The organism is Pseudomonas sp. Irchel s3h14 (assembly GCF_900187425.1).
Taxonomy (GTDB): Bacteria; Pseudomonadota; Gammaproteobacteria; order Pseudomonadales; family Pseudomonadaceae; genus Aquipseudomonas.
This window is the reverse complement of record NZ_FYDJ01000004.1, coordinates 251,632-276,901: the sequence shown is the minus strand read 5'-3', so window position 1 is coordinate 276,901 and position 25,270 is coordinate 251,632. Positions and strand designations below refer to the sequence as shown.

Here is a 25,270-nt window from a genome sequence, read left to right as displayed (position 1 = left end):
CTCCTTACTTGGCGGCCATGCGCAAGGCGCCGTCGAGACGGATCACCTCGCCATTGAGCATGCTGTTTTCAATGATATGCCTGACCAGCCCGGCATACTCGCCTGGTTTGCCAAGACGCGGCGGAAACGGCACGCCAGCCGCCAGGGAGGCGCGGACTTCCGGGGTCATGCCGGCCATCATCGGGGTTTCGAAAATGCCCGGGGCGATGGTCATCACGCGGATGCCGAAGCGCGCCAGTTCACGGGCGGCGGGCAAGGTCAGGCTGACGATCGCGCCTTTGGAGGCGGCATACGCGGCCTGGCCGATCTGGCCGTCATAGGCTGCAGCCGAGGCGGTGTTGATGATCACGCCGCGTTCGCCGTCAGCATCCGCTTCGGTTTCGGCAATCGCCGCAGCGGCCAGGCGCAGCATGTTGAAACTGCCGATCAGGTTGACGTTGATCACCTGGCTGAAATTGGCCAACACGTGGGGCCCGTTCTTGCCGAGGATCTTCTCACCGCGCACGATGCCGGCGCAGTTGACCAGACCATTCAGGCCGCCGAAGGCTTTGACCGTCGCCTGCACAGCGGCTTCCGCCGCGGCTTCGTTGCTGATATCCGCCACCACGCTTTGCGCGCCGAGACGTTCAGCCTGGGCCGCAACGGCTTCGGCGTTCATGTCCACCAGCATGACTTTGGCGCCCGCCGCGACCAGCATTTCAGCCGTGGCCGCACCGAGGCCGGATGCACCGCCGGTGACGAGAAAAACCTTGTTTTCGATCTGCATCATTGTTTCCTTGGATTCAAGCTGAAGCGTTCTTCGCGGCGGCCTCTTGAGCCTTGGCGATTTCCTGGTTGCGCAAGATAAAGCGCTGCAATTTGCCGCTAGGGGTTTTCGGCAATTCGCTGACAAATTCGATTTCACGGGGGTACGAGTGCGCGGCCAGTCGTTTGCGCACGTGTTGGCGCAGTTCTTCGGCCAGTTCCGGCGCAGCGCGGTATTGCGCGCTGAGCACGACAAAGGCTTTGACCAGTTCGGTGCGCTCCGGATCGGGCTTGCCGACCACTGCCGCTTCGACCACTGCAGGGTGTTCGATCAACGCACTTTCCACATCGAACGGACCGACCCGGTAGCCGGAGGTGGTGATCACGTCGTCGCTGCGACCGACGAAGCTGATGCTGCCGTCCGGGTTCCACTCGACGGTGTCGCCGCTCAGGTAATAGTTGCCGACGAAGGCCTTGGTCGGTGCGCCTTCGTAACCGGCGAACCAGCACATCGGCGACTGGGTGCGATCGATGGCCAGAATGCCCGGCTGACCGACGCCGAGTTCTTTGTACTCGTCATCCAGCACCACGATGCGGTGGCCCGGCGAGGCGAAACCGGCGGCGCCCATGTGGATCGGATGCTCGAGGCCATGGTGATTGCACAGCACCATGCCGAGTTCGGTCTGGCCATAATGGTCGTGAATGACCACGCCGAGGTTGTCGGCGAACCAGCGAATCACTTCCGGGTTCAGCGGCTCGCCGGCACTGCTGACGATGCGCAGCTTGCCCTTGATCGAGCGGGCGAACTCGTCGCCACCCGCGATCAACAGGCGATAGGCCGTCGGCGAACCGGTGAGGTTGGTGATCCCGTATTTGTTGATCACCCGGCAGGTGCTTTCGAGGCTGAACGGGCCATCGTAAAAGGTGATCGGATGCCCCATGGCCATGGGACCTGTGACACCGAAATAGATGCCATAGGCCCAGCCCGGATCGGCGACGTTCCAGAAGGCGTCTTCGGGGCGCAAGTCCACGGCGTCACGGGTGTAGCTCTGGAAGGCGACGATGGCCTTGAGCGGAACGGAGAGCGCTTTCGACGGACCGGTGGTGCCCGACGTGAACATCAGCAGGAACGGGTCTTCGCCCGTCAGCAGGACCGGTTCGCACTCAGGAGAATAATTGGCCAGCTCGGCCCAGAAGCTGTAATCGCCGCGGACGATGCCTTGGCCTTTGGGACCGGCGACGGTGACGATGGTCGGGCAGTCGGCGACTTCAGAGAGTTTGGAGCGATTGCCCGCGTCGGTGACTACTACTTTGGCACCAGAGGAGCTGAGGCGGTGTTCGATGGCTTTCGGGCCGAATGCCGTGAACAGCGGCTGGTAGACCGCGCCGATGCGCCAGGTGGCGAAGACAGTGATCAGCAATTCAATGTTACGTGGCAGGAGACCGGCAACCTTGTCGCCTTTTTTCACGCCTTGGGCCAGCAGGAAATTGGCGAACCGCGCGGCTTTGTCCTGCAAGTCGCTGAAGGTGTAGGTCGCGCTGGCGCCATCGCGGCCTTCCCAGAACAGCGCGATGCGCCCCGGCAAGGCATGCCGGTCGCAACACTCGACACAGGCATTGAGGGCAGTCAAATCGCCCGCGAGTGCGGCGTCGACGGTGTGCTGATAATTGAACTGTGATGTAGCAGACAAGTAATCGCGCATTGCCAGAATCCCTTTGTATTTTTATTAGGCTGGGGGAACCTCGATTAACAGGGAAATACTCGCTCTGCGCGGGGCGCGGGACAATGGTCAAAGCTATCAAGTTGCGTGACTGGTTTGGCCAAGGTGGCAAAAGATCGTTCCCACGCTCCGCGTGGGAATGCAGCCCGGGACGCTCTGCGTCCCATCAAAAGCCGAACGCGGAGCGTCCGTTGAGGCATTCCCACGCAGAGCGTGGGAACGATCGGTGTCTAGCTCGCCTCGTTAAGGATCAGGCTGCGGTAATGCCCGGGATTTGACCCCGACCACTTGCGAAACGCCTTGTAGAACGAACTGGTATCGGCAAACCCCAGCCGCGTGGCGATCTCTGCGAAGCTGATGGCAGGCTCGGCCAGCCAGACAATCGCCAGCTCCTTGCGCACGCTGTCCTTGAGCCCTTGGTAAGTCTGGCCCTCTTCGGCCAAGCGTCGACGCAGGGTGGAAGCCGACATGCACAGCTGTTGCGCCAGAGGTTCGGTTTCCGGCCAGTGTTCGGCGGGCAGTTGCCGCAAATCGTGCTTGATCCGGCTGGCCAGGCTCTCGGGATCACGGTACTTGACCAGAATATTGGCCGGCGCATGGGCCAGGAAACGCTTGAGCTCTTCCGGGCTGCGCTTGATTGGCAAGTCCAGGCACTCGGCGGAGAAAATCATCCGCGTGCGCGGCCGGTCGAAACGCAGGTTCTCGGAGAACATCACCTGGTAGTCATCGCAGAAGTCCGGTGCCGGACAGCGCAATTCGATGGCCAGGATCGGAATCCGCCGCCCCGCCAGCCAGCAGGCGACACCGTGAACGATCATCCAATAGGTGAAATAGGTAAAGGCGCGGCGCGGGTCCTGGTCGTCTTCGAGCAAGACGATTTCCGCCAGGCTTTGCTGATGAACCAACTGCGCGGGCAGGTGTTCGAGCATCAACGACAAAAAGCTCAAACCCGAAGTCAGGCCGGCGGCCAGGCTCGGCTGCACCATGGAGCAGCGACAGAGAAACTCCAGGCTGCCGGACTTGAGTTTGCGCGGGTCCATGCCAAAAAATTCATCGTCCCGGCGCCGGGCCAACAAGCGCCACAGCCTTGCGTAAGCGGTGGCCGGCACGCGGGCAGTGGTGGTTTCCAGCAGCGCCGGATCAATGCCGACCTTGTTCAACACCTCATCGGTGGTCGCTCCGGGGGCGCAACTTTGCAGCAGTGCTTCACGCACCAGTTGAATGGAGATGGTGTCTTTTTCCGACATTGACCGAGGCAAGCCTTGTTCTTGTTTGAGTGGTGGGCATATTAGCTGAAACGGCGCTCGTTCCCATGCTCTGCGTGGGAATGCCTCAATGGACGCTCTGCGTCCGCTCTTGGGACGCGGAGCGTCCCGGACTGCATTCCCACGCGGAGCGTGGGAACGATCAACGGAAGAGATCTTGTTCAGGTTAGGTTCAGGTAAATGTCAATGATTGCCATTTGGGAATGAGTGTCATTATGTTACAAATTAGCACCCTATCTAATGACGCCCCGGTGCTGAATGCTCGTTCCTTTTCTGATCATGTTGCGCGAAGGCATTGAAGCCGCGCTGATCGTTGGCATCATCGCCAGCTACCTCAAGCAGACCGGCCGCGGCCAGTGGATGCCAGCGGTGTGGATTGGCGTTTTCCTCGCCGCGGCCCTGGCTCTGCTGGTGGGCGGAGGCCTGGAACTGGTCAGTGCCGAGTTCCCGCAAAAGCAACAGGAACTGTTTGAAGGAGTGGTCGGCCTGGTCGCCGTGGGCATTCTCAGTTCCATGGTGTTCTGGATGCGCAAAGTCGCGCGTTCTATCAAACATTCGCTGCACGCTTCACTCGATCAGGCGCTGACCGGTTCCAGACACCAGGTCACGGCGCTGATCGCCATGGTGTTTTTCGCCGTGGCGCGGGAAGGTCTGGAAACGGTGTTCTTCCTGCTCGCGGTGTTCCAGCAGAGCGAAGGCCCGGCAGCACCGATTGGCGCCCTGCTCGGCCTGATCCTGGCGATCATCGTCGGTTTCCTGATCTACACCGGCAGCATGCGCCTGAACCTCGGCGCGTTCTTCCGCTGGACCGGGTTGTTCATTCTGGTGGTCGCCGCCGGGATCCTCGCCAACTCGGTGCAAGCGCTGCATGAAGCCGGGGTTTGGAATCACCTGCAAACCGTGCTCTTCGACTTCAGCGCAACGCTGCCGATGGATGGCCCGCTAGGCGCGGTGCTGGCCGGCATGTTCGGTTACCAGGACGCGCCGACCGTCAGCACCCTCGGGGCGTATCTGATTTATCTGATGGTGGCGCTGGTTATGTTTTTTTACCCGGCTCCCGCTCCCGCTCCGGCACCCGCCAAGCAATCTTCCGTTTCCAGCCAGTAAGGGCACCCATGCCAAATCAAGCCTCTCCTCAGGCCTCCCCTCCCCGTGCCTTGCGCTGGGCGGTGGCCGGTTCGGTGATCGTGATGATCGCCGCCGGTGGCCTGTTCTACTACGCCTCGAAAATGGCCGCCGCCAAGCGTCAGGCCAACCATGACGAAGTGCTGGTGACTATCCACCCGCACAGCTGCGAGCCGAATGCACTGAGCGTCCCCGCCGGTCGCGCCAGTTTCCGCATCGTCAATCGCTCGGACCGAGCCGTTGAATGGGAAATTCTCGACGGTGTGCTGGTGGTCGAAGAGCGGGAAAACATCGCCCCCGGCCTGAGTCAGGTGATCAATGCCAACCTGTTGCCCGGTGACTATGCGATCACGTGCGGCCTGCTGAGCAATCCGCGCGGCACCTTACACGTCAGCCCGACGGCCGCTTCAGACGCGGCGGCCAAGGCAAAACCTTCGATGGTGGCCTTTGTTGGCCCACTGTCGGAATTCCGCGTTTATCTGAGCACTCAGAGCAGCGCGCTGATCAAAGCCGTCACCGCCCTTGAACACGCCATCGAAGCCGACGACCTCAGCAAGGCGCAAGCCTTGTATGTGCCGGCCCGTGCCGCGTATCAACGGATCGCCCCGGCCGCACAACGTCTGGCCGAGCTGGACAACACGATCAACGCCCGCGCCGATTACTTCGAGAAACGCGAGCAGGATCCGGGCTTCACCGGTTTCCACCGGATCGAATACGCACTGTTCCAGCAACGCACGCTCGACGGCCTGATGCCTGTCGCCCAGCGTCTGATCGCCGACGTCACCACGCTCAAACAACAACTGCTGGCCCAGTCGCTGCCGCCTGAGCAACTGGTGAGCCTTTTGGTGCGCAATCTCAACAGCTTGGCCGACGTCCGCGCCAGCAGCGGTGAAGAAGAACGCTACAGCCACACCGACCTGAACGGTTTTGCCGCCAACATCTTTGCTGCCCGCAAAGTCGTCGACCTGTTGCGTCCGTTACTGAGCAAATCCGCCGCCGAACTGCTGCCGAAGATCGACAGCGCAGTCACTGCCCTCGACGCCGAGCTCAATGGTTTCAAGATCAAGGAAGGCTATGCGAGCTACGACAGCGTCAGTGCCGAGCAGCGCAAACAGATCGCCGACAAGGCCAAGGTTCTGGCCGATGCACTCGATGGAATCGATCCCGCCCTTGGCCTTTCCGGCCTGTAAACAGAAGAACAAACCGATGAACGATTCAGAGCAATTCAACCTCCAGCGTCGCCGGGTATTGATGGGCATGGGCGCCGCCGGAGTGGCATTGGCCGGCACCGCGCTCAGTTGCCCGGCCCTAGCCGCCAGCCCGGCGCAAGTGACCGAAGCGCCGAGCAGTGACAAGACCGAAGACCGCCACGCCTTCCACGGCAAACACCAGACCGGCATCGTCACCCCGCGCCCGGCCTGCGGCATGCTGGTGTCGTTTGATGTCTTGGCCAGCGACCGCGAAGACCTGGAGCGTTTGTTTCGCACCCTCAACGAGCGCATCGCCTTCCTGATGAAGGGCGGTGCGGTCACGCAGGTCGATCCAAAACTGCCGCCGGTGGATTCGGGGATTCTCGGCCCGGTGGTGACGCCGGACAACCTGACCATCACCGTGTCGGTGGGCGAGTCACTGTTCGATGAACGCTTCGGCCTGGCCGCCGCCAAACCCAAGCGTCTGATCCGCATGGTCGGTTTTCCCAACGATGCGCTGGAAGCCGATTGCTGCCACGGCGACCTCAGCTTGCAGTTCTGCTCCAACACCACCGACACCAACATCCACGCCCTGCGCGACATCGTGAAAAACCTGCCGGACTTGCTCCTGGTGAGCTGGAAACAGGAAGGCAGCGTACCGCCCCAGGCCCCGGTCAAACCCGGCGTACCAGCGCAAAGTGCACGCAACTTTCTCGGTTTTCGTGACGGCTCAGCCAACCCGAATTCCAACGATGCCAAGGTCATGGACAGCATCGTCTGGGTCCAGTCCGGCGGTGACGAACCGGCCTGGGCGGCCAATGGCAGTTATCAAGCGGTGCGGATCATCCGCAACTTCGTCGAGCGCTGGGACCGCACGCCGCTGCAAGAACAGGAAAGCATTCTTGGCCGGGTCAAGAGCACCGGCGCGCCGATGGGCGGCGAACATGAAACCCAAGTCCCGGACTATGCCAAGGACCCGGAAGGCAAGCTGACCAAGCTCGATGCGCACATCCGCCTGGCCAACCCTCGCACCGCCGCGACCCAGGCCAACCTGATCCTGCGCCGGCCGTTCAACTACTCCAACGGCGTGAACAAGAACGGTCAGCTGGACATGGGTCTGCTGTTCATCTGCTATCAGGCGGATCTACAAAAAGGCTTCATCACCGTGCAAACCCGACTCAACGGCGAGCCGCTCGAGGAATACCTCAAACCGGTCGGCGGCGGGTATTTCTTCACCCTGCCCGGCGTGACGGGCGACAAGGATTTCATCGGTCGTTCGCTGCTTGACGCCACGCAACCAGCTCCTCAACCAAAAGCCACCGCATAACCCACTCCCCACCACGGAACCGCCCATGAAAAAGTCGCCCCTCGCGTTACTGCTGACCCTTGGCTTGCTCAACACCCCGCTTTCGGCTTTCGCGGCGACGGCACCGCTGGAGTTGGTGGGGCCGATTTCGGACTACAAGATTTATGTGACGGAACAGCTCGATGAGCTGGCCAGCCACACCCAACAGTTCACCGATGCCGTGAAAAAAGGTGACCTGGCCACCGCCAAAAAGCTCTACGCCCCGACCCGCGTCTACTACGAGTCGATCGAGCCGATTGCCGAATTGTTCAGTGACCTGGACGCGTCCATCGACTCCCGTGTCGATGACCACGAAAAAGGCGTGGGCGCCTCCGACTTCACCGGTTTCCACCGCATCGAATACTCGCTGTTTTCGGAAAACAGCACCCAGGGTCTTGGCGAACTGGCCGATGGCTTGAACAAAGACGTGAAAGACCTGCAAGCCCGCGTCGCCGGCCTGACCTTCCCGCCGGAAAAAGTGGTGGGCGGTGCTGCGGCGCTGCTTGAAGAAGTCGCTGCGACCAAGATCTCCGGTGAAGAAGATCGTTATAGCCACACCGACCTTTATGACTTCCAGGGCAACATCGACGGCGCGAAGAAAATCGTCGATTTGTTCCGTCCGCAGATCGAAAAGCAGGACGCGGCTTTCATTGCCAAAGTCGACAAGAACTTCGCGACGGTGAACAAGACGCTGGCCAAGTACAAAACCCAAGACGGTGGTTTCGAGACGTATGACAAGGTGAAGGAAAACGACCGCAAGGCGCTGGTCGGGCCGGTGAATACACTGGCAGAGGATTTGTCGACGTTGCGTGGGAAGTTGGGGTTGAACTGAGATTTGTAGTGTTTGAACGGGCCCTTTCGCGAGCAAGCCTCGCTCCCACATTGGATTTGTGAACGACACAAAACTAATGTGGGAGCGGGCTTGCTCGCGAAGGCGTTTTGAAGGGCAGCACATTTGCCCCGCCGTGCTACAGAATCCGGTACAACAACCGCTCGATCCGCACACGACTCACGCGCTTGAGAAACTTGGCCACCCCCGCCGGGTATTCCAGCAGCGTTTCCAGTTCCTGATAACGCTCGATCCGGCGGGTGTTCTCGAAAATCTCCGCCAGCTCTTTACGACGCGGCTCCAGCAGTTCGCCTTTCGGATCATCAATCAGCAAGGCGTTTTCCAGGTCGAGTCGGAACGCTCGCGGGTTGAGGTTGTTGCCGGTCAGCAAGGTGTAGCGCTGATCGATCCACATGCCCTTGAGGTGGTAGGTGTTGTCGCCGTCACGCCACAGATGCAGGTTCAGCTGGCCGCTGTCGACGCTGCGATGATGACGCTTGGCGAAACGCCGCAGGCTGATCTCGTAAAGGTACGGCAGTGCCGAAATCACCTTGAACGGTTCGCTCGGCGGGATGTAGAAGTCGTTGGCCGTCTTGTCGCCGACGATGATGTCGATCTTCACGCCCCGCGCCAGTGCCCGGTTGATTTCACGGGTCACGGGCAGCGGCAGGTTGAAGTACGGCGTGCAGATGGTCAGTTGATGCTGAGCGCTGGCGATCAATTCGCAAATCACTCGACTCAACGGGTTGTTCTTGCCGACACCGAGCAACGGGCTGACCGACAAACCACCCTTTTCCGTGGTGCCTGTGGTGGTGTCGTACGCCGCGTGCTTGAGGCGGCTGCGCAGGTCGCCAATGTCGTTGCGCAGGCTGCGGGTGGTCGGCAGGTTCGGCAAATCGAGACGATGCACGGCTTTGGAGGCGATCAGACCGTGCTGAATCAGGTGCTGCATCGAATCGGCCAGGGCGCTGTTCTGCAGCACGTGATAACGGTCGTAGCGGTATTTATCGAACTTGTGCAGATAGACGTTGTTCAGACTCGCGCCGCTGTAGATCACACTGTCATCGATCACGAAGCCTTTCAAATGCAGCACACCGAACAGCTCTCGGGTCTGCACGGGGACGCCATACACCGGCACAACGCTTTCATGAGTGCGGGTGGTTTCCTGATACCAGGCCGAGTTGCCCGGCTGCTTGCCGGCGCCGATCAAGCCACGCTGGGCGCGCAGCCAGTCAACCACCACCACCACGTCCAGTTCCGGACGCGCCAGTTTGGCCGCGTGCAAGGCATCGAGAATTTCCTGGCCGGCTTCATCCTGTTGCAGATAGAGCGCGACGATATAGATGCGTCGGGTGGCGCTGGCGATCTTTTCCAGCAGGCACCGACGAAACTCGGCAGCGCCAGAAAGAATGGTGACGGCATCGGCGGTCAGCGGAAAACTGCGCAGTTTGGGCAGCAGAGAGCGTTTGAAAAGCGACGGCATAGGGCTCGCAAAAAGGTCGAATCCGAAGAACCCGAGAGCTTACACCATGGATCCGCTTGGGTCTTGTTAGTGTCTGTAAAGGCCCCTTCGCGAGCAAGCCCGCTCCCACAAGGGAACGCATTTCAAATGTGGGAGCGGGCTTGCTCGCGAAGGCGATTTTTCAGACGACAAAAATATCCTCTTGACCAAGGAGAACGATCGTTCTACTGTTCGCCACATGAACAAAATAACCAGCAACGACACACGCGACATCATTCTGGATGTCACCGAAAAGTTGATCTACAAAAGTGGCATCGCGGCCACCGGGATGGATCTTCTGGTGAAAACCGCCGGCGTCTCCAGAAAGAGTATTTACCGCTACTTCGCCAACAAGGAGGAGCTCACCGTCGCGGCCCTGCAACGCCGTGATGTGCGCTGGATGCATTGGTACAGAAGCGAAGTCGACCAGGCTGAAACACCGGCCGACCGGCTACTCAACCTGTTTACCGTGCTCAAGGCCTGGTTCGCCTCCGAAGGCTTCCGTGGCTGCGCATTCATCAATACCAGCGGCGAAACCGGCGACCCGCAAGACCCGGTTCGCCTGGTCGCCAAAGACCACAAACAGAAGCTGCTCGACTACGTGTGCGAGCTCTGCACCGAACATGGCGCCACAGACCCGGAGACGCTGGCCAAACAGCTGCTGATCCTGATCGACGGTGCCATTACCGTGGCGCTTGTCATGGGTGATCACAATGCCGCCGATAATGCGCAATGCATGGCGCGAAAGTTATTGGACCTGTAACACTTAAACCAAGCCCGACAACTTGCTAGAACTTTACTTTGATAGGGAGACTATTAATGTCTAATGCCGAAGTTCGTCCGCCATTGCCGCCATTCACCCGTGAATCGGCCATCGAAAAAATACGCCTGGCCGAAGACGGCTGGAACTCCCGCGACGCGGAACGCGTGTCGCTGGCCTACACCCTGGACACCAAATGGCGTAACCGCGCCGAGTTTGCCTACAACCGCGAAGAAGCCAAAGGTTTCTTGACGCGCAAATGGGCCAAGGAACTGGATTACCGACTGATCAAAGAACTTTGGGCCTTTACCGGCAACCGCATCGCCGTGCGTTATGCCTACGAATGGCACGACGACTCGGGCAACTGGTTCCGTTCCTACGGCAACGAAAACTGGGAGTTCGACGAGAACGGTTTGATGGCCAATCGGTTTGCCTGCATCAACGACATGCCGATCAAGGAAAGCGACCGCAAGTTCCACTGGCCGCTGGGCCGTCGTCCTGACGACCATCCAGGTCTGTCCGACCTGAGCCTGTAACTTCACCAAGATCCAATGTGGGAGCGGGCTTGCTCGCGAAGGCGGTGTGTCAGTCGACATCAATAGTGAATGTCAGTCCGTCTTCGCGAGCAAGCCCGCTCCCACAGGAGTTGTGGTGTTCAGGCTACCGCGGCCTGCTGCTTGGACGCTGCTTTTGCTTCTAGCTCACGCACCAACGGCAATACCCGCTTGCCGAAATACTCCACTTCTTCCTGAAAGTGCAGAAACCCCGCCAACACCAGATCCACGCCCACCGCTTTCAGCGCGACGATCCGCTCGGCAATCTGCTGCGGCGTACCGATCAGGTTGGTCTTGAAACCGTCGTTGTACTGCACCAGATCCTCGAAGGTCGACTTGGCCCAGTTGCCCTCGCCCTCAGGTGACGCCCTGCCCGCCTGCTTCGCGGCATCGCCAAACGCATTCACCGCCTCCGGGTCAGCCTGGTCGATGATCTGAGCCAGCACGGCTCGCGCTTCTTCTTCGGTGTCGCGGGCAATGACAAACGCGTTCACGCCGACTTTCACCGAATGATTGTTGGCCGCCGCCTTGGTGCGAATATCATCGACCTGGGCCTTGATGCCTTCCGGGGTGTTGCCGTTGGTGAAGTACCAGTCCGACACCCGCGCTGCCATGTCCCGAGCCGCGCGGGAACTGCCACCCTGGAAGATTTCCGGCTGACCCAGCGGTTTGGGTTTGAGGCTGTAGTTGTCGAAGCGATAGAAGTCTCCGCGAAAGGTAAAGTTGTCCTGGCTCCAGATACCCTTCAGCGAGCGAATGAACTCTTCGGAGCGGCGATAACGCTCGTCGTGTTCCAGCCAGTGTTCGCCAATCGCCTGGAACTCCCCCTTGAACCAGCCACTGACAATGTTCACCGCCACCCGGCCGTTAGTCAGCTGGTCGATGGTTGCCAATTGCTTGGCCGCCAACGCCGGTTGCCAAGGGCCAGGCAGGATCGCGGCGATCACTTTCAGTTGGGTGGTGGCTGCCAGCAGCGCGTGGCTGAAGGCGACGGATTCATGCTGGTACTCGGCACCGTAACCGGCGGTGAAGCGGATCTGGGTCAGGGCGTATTCAAACCCCGCCTCTTCGGCCAGTTGCGCCAGTTTGCGGTTGTAGTCGATGCCCCAGTGGGTGCGTTGCTCGATCTTGCTGACCACCAGCCCGCCGCTGACGTTCGGCACCCAGTAGGCAAATTTGACGGCTTGCTGACTCATTGGCATGTCCTCGGGACTTTAGGGAAGTCCTTGGGTCAGAGCAGCAACCGTGCCAGCGCTGAAACATGGCTTGTGGCGCGACTGTCATGAGCCGAGCGAGATCCTTGTGGGAGCGGGCTTGCTCGCGAAAGCGGTGTGTCAGCTAACGAAGATGTTGAATGGCACACCGCTTTCGCGAGCAAGCCCGCTCCCACAGGGATGTGGGTGTGTCTGAGGCAATTTGCTGCTGCGCTGTTGACAGGGCAACAGTTGCAGACGAAGTAAGCCCAGACCAGCCCGCAATAACTGGCATCTGGGTTTCGGCATGGACCATGCAATTGCCCCTGGCAGACGCAACACTTTCTACTGCCGATCCAAGGAGCCGTCCCATGACCGAACACCAGGTAATCAATCCGCTGTCCACTGGCACTGACTATGAAGCGCTGGCCGCAAGATTCCGGCCAATTTTCCAACGCATCGCCGCCGGTGCCGTTGAGCGCGAACAGTCCCGCAGCCTTCCATACGAACCGATTCAGTGGCTAAAGGATGCCGGTTTCGGCGCCGTACGGATTCCGGTTGAATACGGCGGTGGCGGCGCCTCCCTGCCACAACTGTTTGAGCTGCTGATCGAATTGGCCGAAGCCGATTCCAACGTGCCTCAGGCCTTGCGTGGGCACTTCGCCTTTGCCGAGGATCGCTTGAACTCGGCGCCCGGGCCGGCTCGGGATCTGTGGTTCAAGCGCTTCGTCGAGGGTGACATCGCCGGCAATGCCTGGACCGAAATCGGCAGCGTGGCGATTGGCGACGTCATCACCAAAGTCTCGCCTCATGGCGATCAGTGGAGGCTCAACGGCGAGAAGTTCTACAGCACCGGCAGCCTGTTTTCCGACTGGATCGATGTGTATGCGCAACGCAGCGATACCGGTGGCGACGTGATTGCCGCCGTCCGAACCCGCCAACCCGGCATCGTGCAGAGCGACGACTGGGACGGTTTCGGCCAGCGCACCACAGGCAGTGGCACCTCACGGTTTATCGATGCCGACGTGGAGGCCGAGAACATCATCGACTTCGCCACCCGCTTCAAATACCAGACTGCGTTTTATCAGCTGGTGTTGCTGGCGACCCTGGCGGGGATTGGTCGTGCGGCGTTGCGCGATGTGGCTCACCAAGTACGTGAACGAAAACGCATCTACAGCCATGGCAATGCGCAGCACGTCAGCCAGGATTCGCAAGTGCAGCAAGTGGTCGGTGAGATTGCGGCACTGGTGTATGCGGCCGAGGCCAGCGCCTTGAAGGCTGCGCAACCGGCGCAGCGGGCTTATCTGGCACGGTTTTCGGGAGATGAAGTACTTGAACGGGAGGCGAATGTCGCGGCGGAAATCGAATCGGCCAAGGCTCAGGTGGTGGTGTCGGAGCTGATACAGCGAGCGACCACAGAGCTGTTCAATGCACTGGGGGCTTCGGATACTCGGGTGGGTAAATCGCTGGACCGGCACTGGCGCAATGCGCGGACGGTGTCGTCGCACAATCCGGTGATCTACAAGGCACGAATTGTCGGGGACTGGGCGATCAACGGGACCGAGCCGCCGTTTGTGTGGCAGATCGGGAATGGGCCACAGCAAAAATAACCACCAGCGCGCTGATCGTTCCCACGCTCTGCGTGGGAATGCCGCCATGGACGCTCTGCGTCCGCCGTTAACGCTGGGACGCGGAGCGTCCCGGGATGCATTCCCACGCAGAGCGTGGGAACGATCAGCACGGTCGCCGCAGAAGTTGGATATAGGTAAGATATCGGCCCTTCCCCGCAGCCCTGTCCTGCACCCCGCCGAATAAGCCGATTCCATGCCTTTCGAACTCAGTGTTGACCTCACCACCCTGGCCATTCTGGCCCTCGTCGCTTTCATTGCCGGTTTCATCGACGCCATTGCCGGCGGCGGTGGTTTGTTAACCACCCCGGCGCTGCTGACCGCAGGCCTGCCGCCGCATTTGGTGCTGGGCACCAACAAACTCAGTTCGACGTTCGGCTCGGCCACCGCCAGTTTCACCTTCTACCGACGCAAGCTGTTCCATCCAAGGCAGTGGATGCACGCCATTGTCGGCACGCTGGTGGGCGCGTTGACCGGTGCTGTGGTCGCTCACTACCTGCCCGCGGAATGGCTGAACAAGATGCTCCCGGTGATCGTTTTCGCCTGCGGCGTCTATCTATTGTTTGGCGGCACGCCGAAAGCGCCGCTGGACAGCGACGCACCGATCAAGAAAAAGTGGCAATCGACCCAAGGCTTCAGCCTCGGTTTCTACGACGGTGTTGCCGGCCCCGGAACCGGTGCGTTCTGGACCGTCAGCACGATGCTGATGTACCCCATCGATCTGGTGAAGGCCAGCGGCGTGGCGCGCAGCATGAACTTCGTCAGCAACATTGCGGCACTGTCGGTGTTCGTGTTTTCCGGGCAGGTGGACTGGATCATCGGCCTGAGCATGGGCCTGTCGGTGATGGTCGGGGCGTTCTTCGGGGCTCGCACCGCCATCAGCGGCGGTGCGAAGTTCATCCGCCCGGTGTTCATCACCGTGGTGCTGGGCTTGACCGCGCGGTTAGCCTGGCAACACTGGTTCAGCGTGGCCTAAGCGCCGCGCTACATAGACGTCGATCAGGTAACGGGCAATCGAGCGTGACGCCGGCAACGGCGGCAGCTCATGAACGTTGAACCACTGGGCGTCTTCGATCTCGTCTTCCTGACACACGATCTCGCCGCCGGCGTATTCGGCATGGAAACCCAGCATCATCGAATGCGGGAACGGCCAGCACTGGCTGCCCATGTACTGGATGTTCTTGACCTCGATCTGCACTTCTTCGCGGACTTCGCGAATCAGGCAGTCTTCGGCCGATTCGCCCGGTTCGGCAAACCCCGCCAACGTGCTGTAGACCCCGGTGACAAAGCGCGGCGAACGCGCCAGCAGGACTTCATCGCCCCGGGTCACCAGCACGATCATGCTCGGCGAAATGCGCGGGTAGCTGCGTATATCACACGGTTCGCAATACATCGCCCGTTCCCGAGTCACCTGGATCATCGCCTGTCCGCAGTTACCGCAAAAGCGGTGTTCGCGGGCCCAGGTACCGATTTGCGCGGCATAACCGAGCACCTTGTAAACCGTATGGTCGCCTTCGAGCATGAACGCCCGCAGGCCTTTCCAGTTGCAGCCCGGCACGTCGCTGTGACTGCGCAGCTCCAGTAAATAAACCGGTTCGCCGTCCAGGTGACCGATGCCATGTTCGGCAAGGATCGACAGGTCCTGGCGCTTGAGCCATTCACGGGGGAACAGCGCGCCATTGTCATCGAACAGAAAGCCTTCGGGGCTGCGCGCTACGGCCCAGCCGCCGGGTTGGTCGGTGTCCAGTACTGCAGTGGTCCAGCGTGAAGTCATTTTTAATCAGTCCAGAAATTCGGGTTTCTGTTTGCTCATATGGGCGGCCATGGCCACGCGCAGATCGGTGGATTGCAGCATGGCGGCGTTCCAGGTGGCGACGTATTCGAGGCCGTCGTCGATGCGATGGTCGCGCATGTAGCTGATCATCTCTTTGGTGCCGGTGATCGCAATCGGCGACTTGCTGGCGATCTCGCGGGCAATGCCCATGACACCGTCGAGCAGGCTGGCGGTGTCGCTGTAAACACGATTGACCAGGCCCATGCCACGCGCTTCTTCGGCACCGAACGTGCGACCAGTGTAAGCCAGTTCACGCAGCATGCCGTCACCAATGATCCGCGGCAAGCGTTGCAAAGTGCCAACGTCGGCCGCCATGCCGATGTCGATTTCCTTGATCGAGAATTGTGCGTCTTCGGCGGCGTAACGCATGTCGCAGGCGGCAATAAGATCGATGGCGCCACCGAGACAATAACCCTGAACCGCCGCCAGTACCGGCTTGCGGCAATTGTCGACGGCATTGAAAGACGCTTGCAGGGTGAGGATCTTGCGGCGCAGCAGGCGCGCGTTGCGCCCCACGTCCTTGCCCAGTTCATTGGCCACGCCAGCCAGCATCATCAGGTCGATGCCAGAAGAAAAATGCTTGCCCGCACCACTGAGCACCACCACCCGGACTTCGTCGGTGTCGTCGACCCACTGGAAAATTTCGATGATCTCGCTCCAGAACGCGGCATTCATCGAATTGATCTTTTCCGGCCGGTTGATCTGCACATGGGCGATTTTATCGGCCAGTTCGACGGTGAACGCAGTGTACTGAGACATGGCAGTGATCCTTTTACCGGGCAGAAAATGAGGCCCGGACTATAACAAGGCATCAAGGCGGACCGTAAGGCAGCGGTTCGGCCAAAGACGGGACTTAGCCTGCGCACCACAACGGTGCGCGAGCATTGCCGCGCATCGCACATTCATGTGACATCTCGACTTTTTTTTGAGGCAAAAAGGTAAAAAAACATGCCCTTCGTCGGTGCGTTTCTCCCTCCAAGCGGTACGTCCGTACCTCTTTAAACCGATTGTCGAACAATTTTGCCATCTGGTCTCACACGCTCTAAGTTCTGGCCTAGACTCAGTTCCGCGGGGCGAAACCGGTCGGTCATAAAGCGGAAAGAAAGTCGAAACTTTTGCCGGTCGTGACGGGTCAGCTTAAAAGGAGGTGCGTTGCGACTGGTGCAATCCTTGCAACGATCTCTACAGCCATTCTGCTTCATCGTATTGGCAGCGCTTGCTCACCGATGCGCAGCGCGTTTGCGCCCGGCCACAGGAATTGGCCACGAAACACCGTTTGTGCCAGACCTAAGAATTAGATCAACAACACGGGAGATTCATATGATCAGTGCGGCTTTAGATATTCAGGGAGAACGTGCTCATCAGCAGGTCGGCGAAACGAGCGCCGTGAGCGCCCCAAGCCACCAATCGATCAGCGTCCCCGGCACCAAGACGCTGGCACCGGTGGCCAGTCAGAATCCCAACAAGAAGAAAGTCCTGTTCGTCACCTCGGAGATTGCCGATCTGGTGAAAACCGGTGGTCTGGGCGACGTTTCCGCAGCGCTGCCGCGAGCCATGGCTCACTTGCACGATGTGCGCGTGTTGATCCCCGGTTACCCGCAAGTGCTGCACAGCGAAAACCCGATTCATATCATTGGTGAGCTCGGTGGTCACGCCGCGTTGCCCCCCTGCAAGATCGGGCGCATGGACATGCCCGACGGTCTGGTCATTTACGTGTTGATCTGCCCCGAGCTCTACGAGCGCGAGGGTTCGCCTTACGGTGCCAACAACGGCCGCGACTGGCCGGACAACCACATTCGTTTCGCCCGTCTGGGCCTGGCCGCCGCCGATATCGCCGCCAACCTCGCACAAATCCACTGGTGCCCGGACCTGGTGCACGCCCATGACTGGCCTGCCGGTCTGGCGCCTGCTTATATGCACTGGCGTGGACAGCGCACCCCGACGCTGTTCACCATTCATAACCTCGCCTACCAGGGCGTGACCAGTCTTGGGTCGTGCCCAGAACTGGGTATTCCCATGCATGCCTTGCAACAGGAAGGCATGGAGTTCTACGGCAAGATGTCGTTCCTCAAGGCCGGCATGGCTTATTCGAGCCACATCACCACCGTCAGCGCCACCTATGCCCAGGAAATCACCACCCCGGCCTTCGGCTGCGGTCTCGACGGTTTTCTTGCCGCCAAGACCCAGCAAGGTCTGCTCAGTGGTATTCCCAACGGCATCGATGAAAGCTGGGACGCGGCCACCGACCCGCACCTGTTCCGCCCCTTCAAAATTGGCGATTGGGAAGGCAAAGCGGTAAACGCCGCCCACGTGCGCAAGCTGTTTGGCCTGGACGATAGCGAAGGTCCGCTGTTCGCCGTGGTTTCGCGACTGGTCTATCAGAAAGGCCTGGACCTGACCGAAGCCGTCTCCGAGTACATAGTCAAATCTGGCGGGCAAATCGCGATCATCGGTCGTGGCGAGCCGGAAGAAGAACAAGCCATGCGTGAACTGGCCCTGCGCTTTCCAGGCCAGATCGGCGTGCGCATCGGTTTCAACGAGACCGACGCCCGTCGCATGTTCGCCGGCAGCGATTTCCTGCTGATGCCTTCGCGTTACGAGCCTTGCGGCCTGAGCCAGATGTACGCCCAGCGCTTCGGTTCGTTGCCGGTGGCACGCAACACCGGTGGTTTGGCCGATACCATTGAAAACGGCGTGACCGGTTTCCTGTTCGACGAATCCACGGCCGAGAGTTATGAGGAGGCCCTGAGCCGGGCCTTCAAGGTTTTTGCCTTCCCCGACCTGCTCCATGCCATGCGCTGCCGGGCCATGGCCGCGCCTTTCAACTGGTGCAAGGCGGTCGAACCGTACGCCGAACTCTACGAAAAACTGGTGACCAAAGCGCTGGGTAAATCGGGCAAACATTAAGAGGTTTTCATAGATGCCGTTACGGACCCTTGAGACCTGGCCCCACGGCGCAATCATGCTGGACGCAGAGCACACGCGTTTTGCCTTGTGGGCGCCAGATGCGTTTTACGTCAGTGTCGAACTGGAAGATGGACAGTCCTTGCCACTCCTGCCCCAGGCAGATGGCTGGTTCGTGATCAACACCCGCTGCCCCGCCGGCACGCGTTACCGCTACAACATCGACGGCGAGCTGGAGGTGCCCGACCCGGCCTCCCGCGCGCAGGCCGGTGATATCGACCGCCACAGCGTGGTGGTCGATCCACTTGCGTATCAATGGCAACACAGCGCCTGGCTCGGGCGGCCGTGGAATGAGGCGGTGATCTACGAATTGCACGTCGGTGCGCTCGGCGGCTTTAGCGAAGTCGAGCAGCACCTGGCGCGCCTCGTAGAGCTGGGCATCAGTGCGATCGAATTGATGCCGCTGGCGCAGTTCCCCGGCGATCGCAATTGGGGCTACGACGGGGTCCTGCCCTACGCGCCCCAAGCCTCCTACGGCACTCCCGAACAACTCAAACACCTGATCGACACCGCCCACGGCCATGGCTTGGCGGTGATTCTCGACGTGGTCTACAACCACTTCGGCCCGGACGGCAACTACCTGCATCGCTACGCCAAGGCCTTCTTCCGCGAAGACAAGCACACCCCGTGGGGTGCGGCCATCGACTTCCGGCGGCGCGAGGTGCGGGACTTCTTCATCGACAATGCGTTGATGTGGTTGCTGGAGTACCGCTTCGATGGCTTGCGCCTGGACGCGGTACACGCCATCGAAGACCCTGACTTTCTTCAGGAACTGGCGCAAAAGGTTCGCCTGCAAACCGATCCGGCCAGGCATGTGTGGCTGACCGTTGAAAACGAACACAACCAGGCCAGCCTGCTCGAAGAAGGCTTCGACGCGCAGTGGAACGACGACGGCCACAATGCCTTGCACGTGCTGCTGACTGGCGAAACCGACGCCTATTACGCCGACTATGCACAAAACCCCACTGAACAACTGGCCCGCTGCCTGAGCCAGGGTTTTGTGTTTCAGGGCCACGTGACCCGTCACGGTACAACCCGTGGCGAGCCCAGCGGTCACTTGCCGCCCAGTGCTTTTGTGCTGTTTCTGCAAAACCACGACCAGATCGGTAACCGCGCCTTGGGCGAACGATTGCATCAACTGGCCAACCCCGATGCGCTCAAGGCAGCCACCGCATTGCTGCTGTTGTCACCGATGATCCCGCTGATGTTCATGGGCGACGAGTTCGCCGCCGAGCAACCGTTCCTGTTCTTCACCAGCCATCACGGTGAACTGGCGGAACTGGTCCGCGAGGGACGACGTAACGAGTTTGCCGCCTTCAGCGCGTTTGCTGATCCGCACAAGCGCGAGCAGATTCCCGACCCCAACGCACGCCAGACCTTTGAGGCTTCACGGCCCGAGCTGACATCAACCCGACAATCCGCCATGCACGACCTGTATCGCCAACTGTTGCAGATCCGTCATCAGCAGATCATTCCCCGCCTGCCCGGTGCGCAAGCACTGGGCGCCGAGGTGCTGGGCGCAGGTGCGGTAACGGCGCGCTGGCGACTGGGCGATGGCAGTCAGTTGTGCATTGACCTGAACCTCAGCGACACGCCGGTGGTCCACTCCCCACAGGCCGACGCTTCGTTGTTGTTCGAATTCCCGCCACAGTCAGCCGGTCTGTTGGATGAGGGCACCCTTGCCCCGTATTGCGCGCTAGTCAGCCTCACGGCCGCAGCCCCTTTGCTACCCCCGGATGGAGAGCGCCCATGAGCGATGCGCAACTGGAAATACTGGCCAGCCGAGCAGGCCTGGCCGTCGACTGGATCGACGCCAACGGCCGCCCACAGAAAGTCGCTCCATCGGTGTTGCGTAACGTCCTCACCGGACTCGGCCACCCTGCCGGCAGCGCCCAGGAAATCGACGCCAGCCTGCTGGAACTGCAACAGGTGCAACAGACCCGACACCTGCCGCCGCTGCTGACCGCCGACTTCGGTGTCGGCCTCAGCCTGGCGCATTACTTTGGGCCCGAAACACCGTGCGAGATCCACCTTGAAGATGGCTCGCGACTTCATTTAAAACTGGATGCCGAGGCGATACTGCCCGGCCTGATCCCGGTCGGTTATCAGCACGTCAGCATCGACGGGCAGTCATTCACGTTAGCCGTGGCACCGACGCGCTGCTACAGCGTCGGCGATGCCGTCGACAGTCCGATCCCGCGCGCCTGGGGCCTGAGCGTGCAGTTGTACTCGCTGCGTCGTCCGGGCGATGGCGGTTTCGGCGATACCCAGGCACTCGAAGACCTGGCCCGAGTGGCCGGCGAACGCGGTGCCGAAGCATTGGCGATCAGTCCACTGCATGCGATGTTCGGCAGCGACACCCAACGTTACAGTCCTTATTCGCCGTCCAGCCGCTTGTTTCTCAACAGCCTGTACGCCGCACCGGGTGCCATCCTCGGTGATCGAGCGATGCGGACCGCGATTGATGCAACCGGCCTGGCGGCGGAACTCAAGCACCTTGAAGCCTTGCCGTTGATTGATTGGCCGGTGGCGGCCGAAGCCAAACATCGTCTGTTGCAGGCGTTGTACGAAGGCTTTGTCCAGGGCGAACACCCGTTGCATGCCGACTTCAGCAGCTTCCGTCACGCCGCTGGCGAAGCCCTGGAAAACCACTGCCGCTTTGAAGCCATTCAAGAAGTCCGTGCTGCCAAGGGTGAAAGCCTCGACTGGCGCCAGTGGCCCGAGCAATGGCAAAACCCGCGCAGCGCGGCCCTGGCCGAATTCGCCGAAGAGAACGCCGGGCGCATCGGCTTCTTTGCCTTCTGCCAATGGCTGATCACCCGCTGCCTGGAACGCGCACAAACCGCCGCCCGCAGCGCCGGCATGAGCATTGGACTGATCGCCGATCTGGCGGTGGGTGCCGATGGCGGTGGCAGTCAGGCCTGGAGTCGTCAGGACGAATTGCTCGCCTCGCTGACCGTGGGTGCACCACCGGACATTCTCAACCGCACCGGCCAGGGCTGGGGGATTTCCGCGTTCTCGCCCGAAGGTCTGGTGCGCAACGGCTTTCGTGCCTTCATCGAAATGCTCCGCGCCAATTTTGCCCACGCCGGTGGCCTGCGCATCGATCACGTCATGGGCCTGCAACGGCTGTGGGTGATCCCCAATGGCGCATCACCCGCCGACGGCGCCTACCTCTATTACCCGGTAGATGACCTGCTGCGTTTGCTGACCCTCGAGTCCCATCGCCACCAGACCATCGTCCTCGGTGAAGACCTCGGCACTGTGGCTGACGGTCTGCGAGAAAAGCTCATCGCCCGTTCGATCCTCGGCATGCGCGTGCTGCTGTTCGAACAGGACAACGCGCACTTCAAACCGATTCTCGACTGGCCGGACAATGCCCTCGCGACCACCAGCACCCACGACCTGCCGACGCTCAATGGCTGGTGGCATGGCCGTGATATCGACTGGAACGCCCGACTGGGCCTGGTCGACGCCCCGGGTGAAATCGAATGGCGTCATCACCGCGAACGCGAGCGCGAAGGCCTGCGCCGGGTGTTGAGCGAGGACCCGCAGAACTTTCGCGAAGAGTCCCATGAAACCGATCAGGTGCTCGACGCTGCGATACGTTTCCTCGGCCATACCCGTGCGCCGTTGGTGTTGCTGCCGCTGGAAGATGCCTTGGGCATCGAACAGCAAGCCAACTTGCCCGGCACCATCGACACGCACCCCAACTGGTCCCGACGCCTGCCCGGCGACAGCGAAGCTTTGCTCGATGACCCGGACGCCGCCCGCCGCCTGGAACTGCTCGCCTGTGCGCGGCTTCAGGCGGCCGAGCGTGACCAATGAAGCAAACGCTTACCCAACCGCTGCGGGCGACCCTGCGGCTGCAGTTCCATAAAGACTTCACGCTGGACGATGCGGTGCCGCTGGTGCCGTACTTCGCCAGCCTCGGCATCAGCCATGTCTATGCATCCCCCCTGCTGAGCGCCCGCGCCGGTTCCATGCATGGCTACGACGTCGTGGACCCGACCACGGTCAACCCGGAGCTGGGCGGCGAAGCGGCGCTGCGGCGTTTGGTCAGTGCATTGCGCGAGCTGAACATGGGGCTGATCCTCGACATCGTCTCCAACCACATGGCGGTCGGCGGTGGCGATAATCCCTGGTGGCAGGATTTGCTGGAATGGGGACGCCTGAGTCCTTACGGCGAGTTCTTCGATATCCAGTGGCATTCACCCGACCCGTTGATGGAAGGCCAGTTGCTGCTGCCCTTCCTCGGCAGCGACTACGGCATCGCCTTGCAGGACGGCACCCTGCCCCTGCGCTTTGATGCGCAAAAGGGCGCGTTTTATGTCGAGCACTATGAGCATCACTTCCCGATCTGCCCGACGAATTACGGCGAACTGCTCAGGACCGATGACCCACTGAGCGCCGAATCGCTCAAATCGCTGGCAGACCGATTCAGCACCTTGAGCTACCAAACCGACGCCCACAGTCTGGCGATACCGCTGAAAACAGAGCTGCGTGAACTGGCCAGTGATCCGGCGATTCTGCAGGCCATCCAGCACAACCTCAGCGCTTACGACTCGCTCACGCCCGAAGGTTTCCAGCGCCTGCACCTGTTGCTTGAACAGCAAAGCTATCGCCTGGCCAGTTGGCGCACGGCGGCAGACGACATCAACTGGCGGCGTTTTTTCGATATCAACGAACTGGGCGGCCTGCGGGTCGAACGCCCGGCCGTGTTCGAAGCCACCCACGCAAAAATCTTCGAACTGGTGGCTGAAGGCCTGGTTGACGGTCTGCGCATCGACCATATCGACGGCCTCGCCGACCCTCGGGGTTACTGCCGCAAATTGCGGCGGCGGGTCGACAGCCTGTCGCCGGATCGGCACCTGCCGATTTACGTCGAGAAGATCCTCGGCGAAGGTGAAACCCTGCACCGTGATTGGTCGGTGGATGGCACCACGGGTTACGAGTTCATGAACCAGCTGTCGCTGCTGCAACACGCTCCGGAAGGCGCCAACACTTTGGCCGAACTGTGGAATCGTTACAGCGAACGGCCCGCCGATTTCCGTCAGGAAGCGCAACTGGCCCGCCAGCAGATCCTCAACGGTTCCCTCGCCGGAGACTTCGAAAGCGTCGCCCAGGCCCTGTTGCAAGTGGCCCGGGATGACCTGATGACCCGCGACCTGACCCTCGGTGCGATCCGTCGGGCGTTGCAGGAACTGATCGTGCATTTCCCGGTGTACCGCACCTATATCAGCCCCCGTGGGCGTTCGGCTGAAGACGATGTGTTTTTCCAGCAAGCCATGGACGGTGCCAGACTTACCCTCGGCGAGGCCGACTGGCCGGTACTCGATTGCCTGGCCCGCTGGCTGGGCGGTGAACCCTGGCGCAAACGCTCGTTGGGCCGGACGCGCAAGGTGCTCAAGCATGCCTGTGTGCGTTTTCAGCAACTGACATCACCGGCGGCGGCGAAGGCTGTGGAGGACACCGCGTTCTATCGCTCGGCGACATTGTTGTCGCGCAATGACGTGGGCTTCAGTACCGAGCAGTTCAGCGCGCCGGTGGCCGATTTCCATGCGGCTTGCATCAGCCGTCTCGAAGCCTTCCCCGACAATTTGTTGGCCACCGCGACCCACGACCACAAACGCGGCGAAGACACCCGCGCGCGCCTGGCGGTGCTGAGCGAGCGCAGTGCCTGGTACGCCGAGCAAGTCCCGCTCTGGCGGACCCTCGCCCGCCCCCTGGGTGATGACGACCAGATGCCGACTGCGGGCGATGAGTTGATCCTCTATCAAGCAATCCTCGGCAGCTGGCCGCTCGATATGCGCAGTGACGATCAAGCAGCCTTGGAGAACTACACTCAACGCCTGTGGCAGTGGCAACAGAAAGCCTTGCGCGAAGCCAAGTTGCAAAGCAGCTGGAGCGCGCCAAACGAGGCTTATGAACAAGCGGTTCAGCAATTCCTGCAACGTCTGCTTCTGAGCCCCGAAGGTGAACTGTTACGCGCTGCCCTCGGCAAAGCAGCCAAGAGCATCGCCGTCCCCGGCGCACTCAACGGATTGGCGCAAACCTTGCTGCGCATGACCGTGCCGGGGGTACCGGACCTGTATCAGGGCAACGAGTACTGGGACTTCTCGCTGGTCGATCCGGACAACCGCCGGCCGGTGGATTACACCAGCCGACAGCAGTCGATGCAGACGCCATTGGAACTGCCCGAATTGTTGGCTAAGTGGCGCGATGGGCGCATTAAACAAGCGCTGATCGCACAAGTATTGAACCTGCGGCTCGAGCACACCGAACTGTTTCGACGAGGGACGTATCAAGCCCTTGAAGTCGTCGGCAGCCAGGCTCACCGGGTGCTCGCATTTGCTCGCGCGCTGGAAGGAAAACACGCCATCGTGATCGTACCGATACGCTGCGCCGAACTGCTGAAAAACAGTGCCGAACCCCGGATTGAAGCGCCGCTGTGGGGCGATACACGGGTCAAATTATCGTTCACCGCCCCTGATGAAAATTTGAAGGGACTTTTTTCAAGCACAACAGTCACACACCAAAGGGAGTTGAACATCAGCGACGCGCTAGTGGATTTTCCGATCAATCTTTTTATCCAAACTACCCACACTTGAGTTCAG

General features: G+C 60.6%; 19 protein-coding genes. 12 read left to right on the top strand and 7 right to left on the bottom strand.

The features are described 5' to 3' along the window. Nucleotides 1–4: 4 nt before the first annotated feature. The 3 genes from CKW16_RS10455 to CKW16_RS10445 form a co-directional block, all read right to left on the bottom strand. Nucleotides 5–766 carry an SDR family NAD(P)-dependent oxidoreductase gene (locus CKW16_RS10455; RefSeq protein ID WP_033054749.1) on the bottom strand — a complete coding sequence of 254 codons (762 nt, stop codon included), beginning with the start codon at nucleotides 764–766 and terminating at the stop codon, nucleotides 5–7. 16 nt (nucleotides 767–782) lie between these two features. Continuing rightward, nucleotides 783–2,447 carry an AMP-binding protein gene (locus CKW16_RS10450; RefSeq protein ID WP_095128345.1) on the bottom strand — a complete coding sequence of 555 codons (1,665 nt, stop codon included), beginning with the start codon at nucleotides 2,445–2,447 and terminating at the stop codon, nucleotides 783–785. A 248-nt stretch (nucleotides 2,448–2,695) separates the two neighbouring features. Beyond that, the gene (locus CKW16_RS10445; protein WP_095128344.1) at nucleotides 2,696–3,712 is read right to left on the bottom strand and encodes an AraC family transcriptional regulator; all 1,017 of its coding nucleotides are present in this window, start codon (nucleotides 3,710–3,712) and stop codon (nucleotides 2,696–2,698) included. Between the two features lie 276 nt (nucleotides 3,713–3,988). Here CKW16_RS10445 and efeU point away from each other — a divergent pair, with 276 nt between their 5' ends. Genes efeU through efeO (CKW16_RS10425) form a run of 4 tightly spaced genes read left to right on the top strand, consistent with a single transcriptional unit; the run spans nucleotide 3,989 to nucleotide 8,222 of the window. Continuing rightward, on the top strand, nucleotides 3,989–4,837 hold the full coding sequence (gene efeU / locus CKW16_RS10440; RefSeq protein ID WP_095128343.1) for an iron uptake transporter permease EfeU: 849 nt from the start codon (nucleotides 3,989–3,991) through the stop codon (nucleotides 4,835–4,837). An 8-nt stretch (nucleotides 4,838–4,845) separates the two neighbouring features. Next, nucleotides 4,846–6,045: an iron uptake system protein EfeO gene (gene efeO, locus CKW16_RS10435; protein ID WP_095128342.1), complete on the top strand. Its 1,200-nt coding sequence runs from the start codon at nucleotides 4,846–4,848 to the stop codon at nucleotides 6,043–6,045. A 16-nt stretch (nucleotides 6,046–6,061) separates the two neighbouring features. Then, nucleotides 6,062–7,372, top strand: a complete 1,311-nt coding sequence (gene efeB, locus CKW16_RS10430) for an iron uptake transporter deferrochelatase/peroxidase subunit (RefSeq protein WP_095128505.1) — start codon at nucleotides 6,062–6,064, stop codon at nucleotides 7,370–7,372. Between the two features lie 25 nt (nucleotides 7,373–7,397). After that, entirely contained in the window at nucleotides 7,398–8,222 is an 825-nt protein-coding gene (efeO, locus tag CKW16_RS10425; protein ID WP_095128341.1) for an iron uptake system protein EfeO, read from the top strand. A gap of 136 nt (nucleotides 8,223–8,358) precedes the next feature. Here efeO (CKW16_RS10425) and pssA read toward each other — a convergent pair whose 3' ends face one another. Further along, the gene (gene pssA / locus CKW16_RS10420) at nucleotides 8,359–9,702 is read right to left on the bottom strand and encodes a CDP-diacylglycerol--serine O-phosphatidyltransferase (protein WP_095128340.1); all 1,344 of its coding nucleotides are present in this window, start codon (nucleotides 9,700–9,702) and stop codon (nucleotides 8,359–8,361) included. Between the two features lie 217 nt (nucleotides 9,703–9,919). Between pssA and CKW16_RS10415 the strand changes: the two genes are divergently transcribed. Together CKW16_RS10415 and CKW16_RS10410 are read left to right on the top strand one after the other, a co-directional pair. After that, nucleotides 9,920–10,483, top strand: coding sequence for a TetR/AcrR family transcriptional regulator (locus CKW16_RS10415; protein WP_095128339.1), 564 nt, complete (start codon nucleotides 9,920–9,922; stop codon nucleotides 10,481–10,483). Nucleotides 10,484–10,539: 56 nt separating this feature from the next. Then, a complete protein-coding gene (locus CKW16_RS10410; protein ID WP_095128338.1) occupies nucleotides 10,540–11,016 on the top strand; it encodes a nuclear transport factor 2 family protein in 477 nt (158 codons plus the stop codon). 119 nt (nucleotides 11,017–11,135) lie between these two features. On the opposite strand, the gene sfnG is transcribed toward CKW16_RS10410, so the two are convergent. After that, the gene (gene sfnG, locus CKW16_RS10405) at nucleotides 11,136–12,230 is read right to left on the bottom strand and encodes a dimethylsulfone monooxygenase SfnG (protein WP_095128337.1); all 1,095 of its coding nucleotides are present in this window, start codon (nucleotides 12,228–12,230) and stop codon (nucleotides 11,136–11,138) included. Nucleotides 12,231–12,598: 368 nt separating this feature from the next. On the opposite strand from sfnG, the gene CKW16_RS10400 reads away from it, so the two are divergent. Both CKW16_RS10400 and CKW16_RS10390 read left to right on the top strand, forming a co-directional pair. Further along, complete coding sequence (locus CKW16_RS10400) at nucleotides 12,599–13,837, top strand: acyl-CoA dehydrogenase family protein (protein ID WP_095128336.1); 1,239 nt, start codon at nucleotides 12,599–12,601, stop codon at nucleotides 13,835–13,837. Between the two features lie 214 nt (nucleotides 13,838–14,051). Beyond that, nucleotides 14,052–14,831 (top strand): TSUP family transporter, encoded by a 780-nt coding sequence (locus CKW16_RS10390; RefSeq protein WP_095128334.1) that lies wholly within the window; start codon nucleotides 14,052–14,054, stop codon nucleotides 14,829–14,831. Here the strand turns inward: CKW16_RS10390 and nudC are convergent. Next, entirely contained in the window at nucleotides 14,799–15,629 is an 831-nt protein-coding gene (gene nudC / locus CKW16_RS10385; RefSeq protein WP_095128333.1) for an NAD(+) diphosphatase, read from the bottom strand. The two genes, CKW16_RS10390 and nudC, sit on opposite strands and share 33 nt — an antisense overlap. Nucleotides 15,630–15,635: 6 nt before the next feature. After that, nucleotides 15,636–16,448, bottom strand: a complete 813-nt coding sequence (locus CKW16_RS10380) for a crotonase/enoyl-CoA hydratase family protein (protein WP_095128332.1) — start codon at nucleotides 16,446–16,448, stop codon at nucleotides 15,636–15,638. A 561-nt stretch (nucleotides 16,449–17,009) separates the two neighbouring features. On the opposite strand from CKW16_RS10380, the gene glgA reads away from it, so the two are divergent. From glgA to CKW16_RS10360, 4 genes are read left to right on the top strand one after another with little or no spacing between them, the layout of a single operon-like run. Next, the gene (gene glgA, locus CKW16_RS10375) at nucleotides 17,010–18,596 is read left to right on the top strand and encodes a glycogen synthase GlgA (RefSeq protein WP_095128331.1); all 1,587 of its coding nucleotides are present in this window, start codon (nucleotides 17,010–17,012) and stop codon (nucleotides 18,594–18,596) included. Nucleotides 18,597–18,609: 13 nt separating this feature from the next. Further along, entirely contained in the window at nucleotides 18,610–20,406 is a 1,797-nt protein-coding gene (gene treZ / locus CKW16_RS10370) for a malto-oligosyltrehalose trehalohydrolase (protein ID WP_095128330.1), read from the top strand. Continuing rightward, nucleotides 20,403–22,481, top strand: coding sequence for a 4-alpha-glucanotransferase (gene malQ, locus CKW16_RS10365; RefSeq protein ID WP_095128329.1), 2,079 nt, complete (start codon nucleotides 20,403–20,405; stop codon nucleotides 22,479–22,481). Before treZ ends, malQ begins: the two co-directional genes overlap by 4 nt. Beyond that, the gene (locus CKW16_RS10360) at nucleotides 22,478–25,264 is read left to right on the top strand and encodes a malto-oligosyltrehalose synthase (protein ID WP_095128328.1); all 2,787 of its coding nucleotides are present in this window, start codon (nucleotides 22,478–22,480) and stop codon (nucleotides 25,262–25,264) included. The genes malQ and CKW16_RS10360 overlap by 4 nt, the downstream gene beginning before the upstream one ends. Nucleotides 25,265–25,270 lie beyond the last annotated feature (6 nt).

What these genes read in the sequence shown, in the direction of transcription:
- CKW16_RS10455 (WP_033054749.1), bottom strand. Translation starts at nt 766, where the DNA reads ATGCAGATCGAAAACAAGGTTTTTCTCGTCACCGGCGGTGCATCCGGC.
- CKW16_RS10450 (WP_095128345.1), bottom strand. Translation starts at nt 2,447, where the DNA reads ATGCGCGATTACTTGTCTGCTACATCACAGTTCAATTATCAGCACACC.
- CKW16_RS10445 (WP_095128344.1), bottom strand. Translation starts at nt 3,712, where the DNA reads ATGTCGGAAAAAGACACCATCTCCATTCAACTGGTGCGTGAAGCACTG.
- efeU (WP_095128343.1), top strand. Translation starts at nt 3,989, where the DNA reads ATGCTCGTTCCTTTTCTGATCATGTTGCGCGAAGGCATTGAAGCCGCG.
- efeO (WP_095128342.1), top strand. Translation starts at nt 4,846, where the DNA reads ATGCCAAATCAAGCCTCTCCTCAGGCCTCCCCTCCCCGTGCCTTGCGC.
- efeB (WP_095128505.1), top strand. Translation starts at nt 6,062, where the DNA reads ATGAACGATTCAGAGCAATTCAACCTCCAGCGTCGCCGGGTATTGATG.
- efeO (WP_095128341.1), top strand. Translation starts at nt 7,398, where the DNA reads ATGAAAAAGTCGCCCCTCGCGTTACTGCTGACCCTTGGCTTGCTCAAC.
- pssA (WP_095128340.1), bottom strand. Translation starts at nt 9,702, where the DNA reads ATGCCGTCGCTTTTCAAACGCTCTCTGCTGCCCAAACTGCGCAGTTTT.
- CKW16_RS10415 (WP_095128339.1), top strand. Translation starts at nt 9,920, where the DNA reads ATGAACAAAATAACCAGCAACGACACACGCGACATCATTCTGGATGTC.
- CKW16_RS10410 (WP_095128338.1), top strand. Translation starts at nt 10,540, where the DNA reads ATGTCTAATGCCGAAGTTCGTCCGCCATTGCCGCCATTCACCCGTGAA.
- sfnG (WP_095128337.1), bottom strand. Translation starts at nt 12,230, where the DNA reads ATGAGTCAGCAAGCCGTCAAATTTGCCTACTGGGTGCCGAACGTCAGC.
- CKW16_RS10400 (WP_095128336.1), top strand. Translation starts at nt 12,599, where the DNA reads ATGACCGAACACCAGGTAATCAATCCGCTGTCCACTGGCACTGACTAT.
- CKW16_RS10390 (WP_095128334.1), top strand. Translation starts at nt 14,052, where the DNA reads ATGCCTTTCGAACTCAGTGTTGACCTCACCACCCTGGCCATTCTGGCC.
- nudC (WP_095128333.1), bottom strand. Translation starts at nt 15,629, where the DNA reads ATGACTTCACGCTGGACCACTGCAGTACTGGACACCGACCAACCCGGC.
- CKW16_RS10380 (WP_095128332.1), bottom strand. Translation starts at nt 16,448, where the DNA reads ATGTCTCAGTACACTGCGTTCACCGTCGAACTGGCCGATAAAATCGCC.
- glgA (WP_095128331.1), top strand. Translation starts at nt 17,010, where the DNA reads ATGATCAGTGCGGCTTTAGATATTCAGGGAGAACGTGCTCATCAGCAG.
- treZ (WP_095128330.1), top strand. Translation starts at nt 18,610, where the DNA reads ATGCCGTTACGGACCCTTGAGACCTGGCCCCACGGCGCAATCATGCTG.
- malQ (WP_095128329.1), top strand. Translation starts at nt 20,403, where the DNA reads ATGAGCGATGCGCAACTGGAAATACTGGCCAGCCGAGCAGGCCTGGCC.
- CKW16_RS10360 (WP_095128328.1), top strand. Translation starts at nt 22,478, where the DNA reads ATGAAGCAAACGCTTACCCAACCGCTGCGGGCGACCCTGCGGCTGCAG.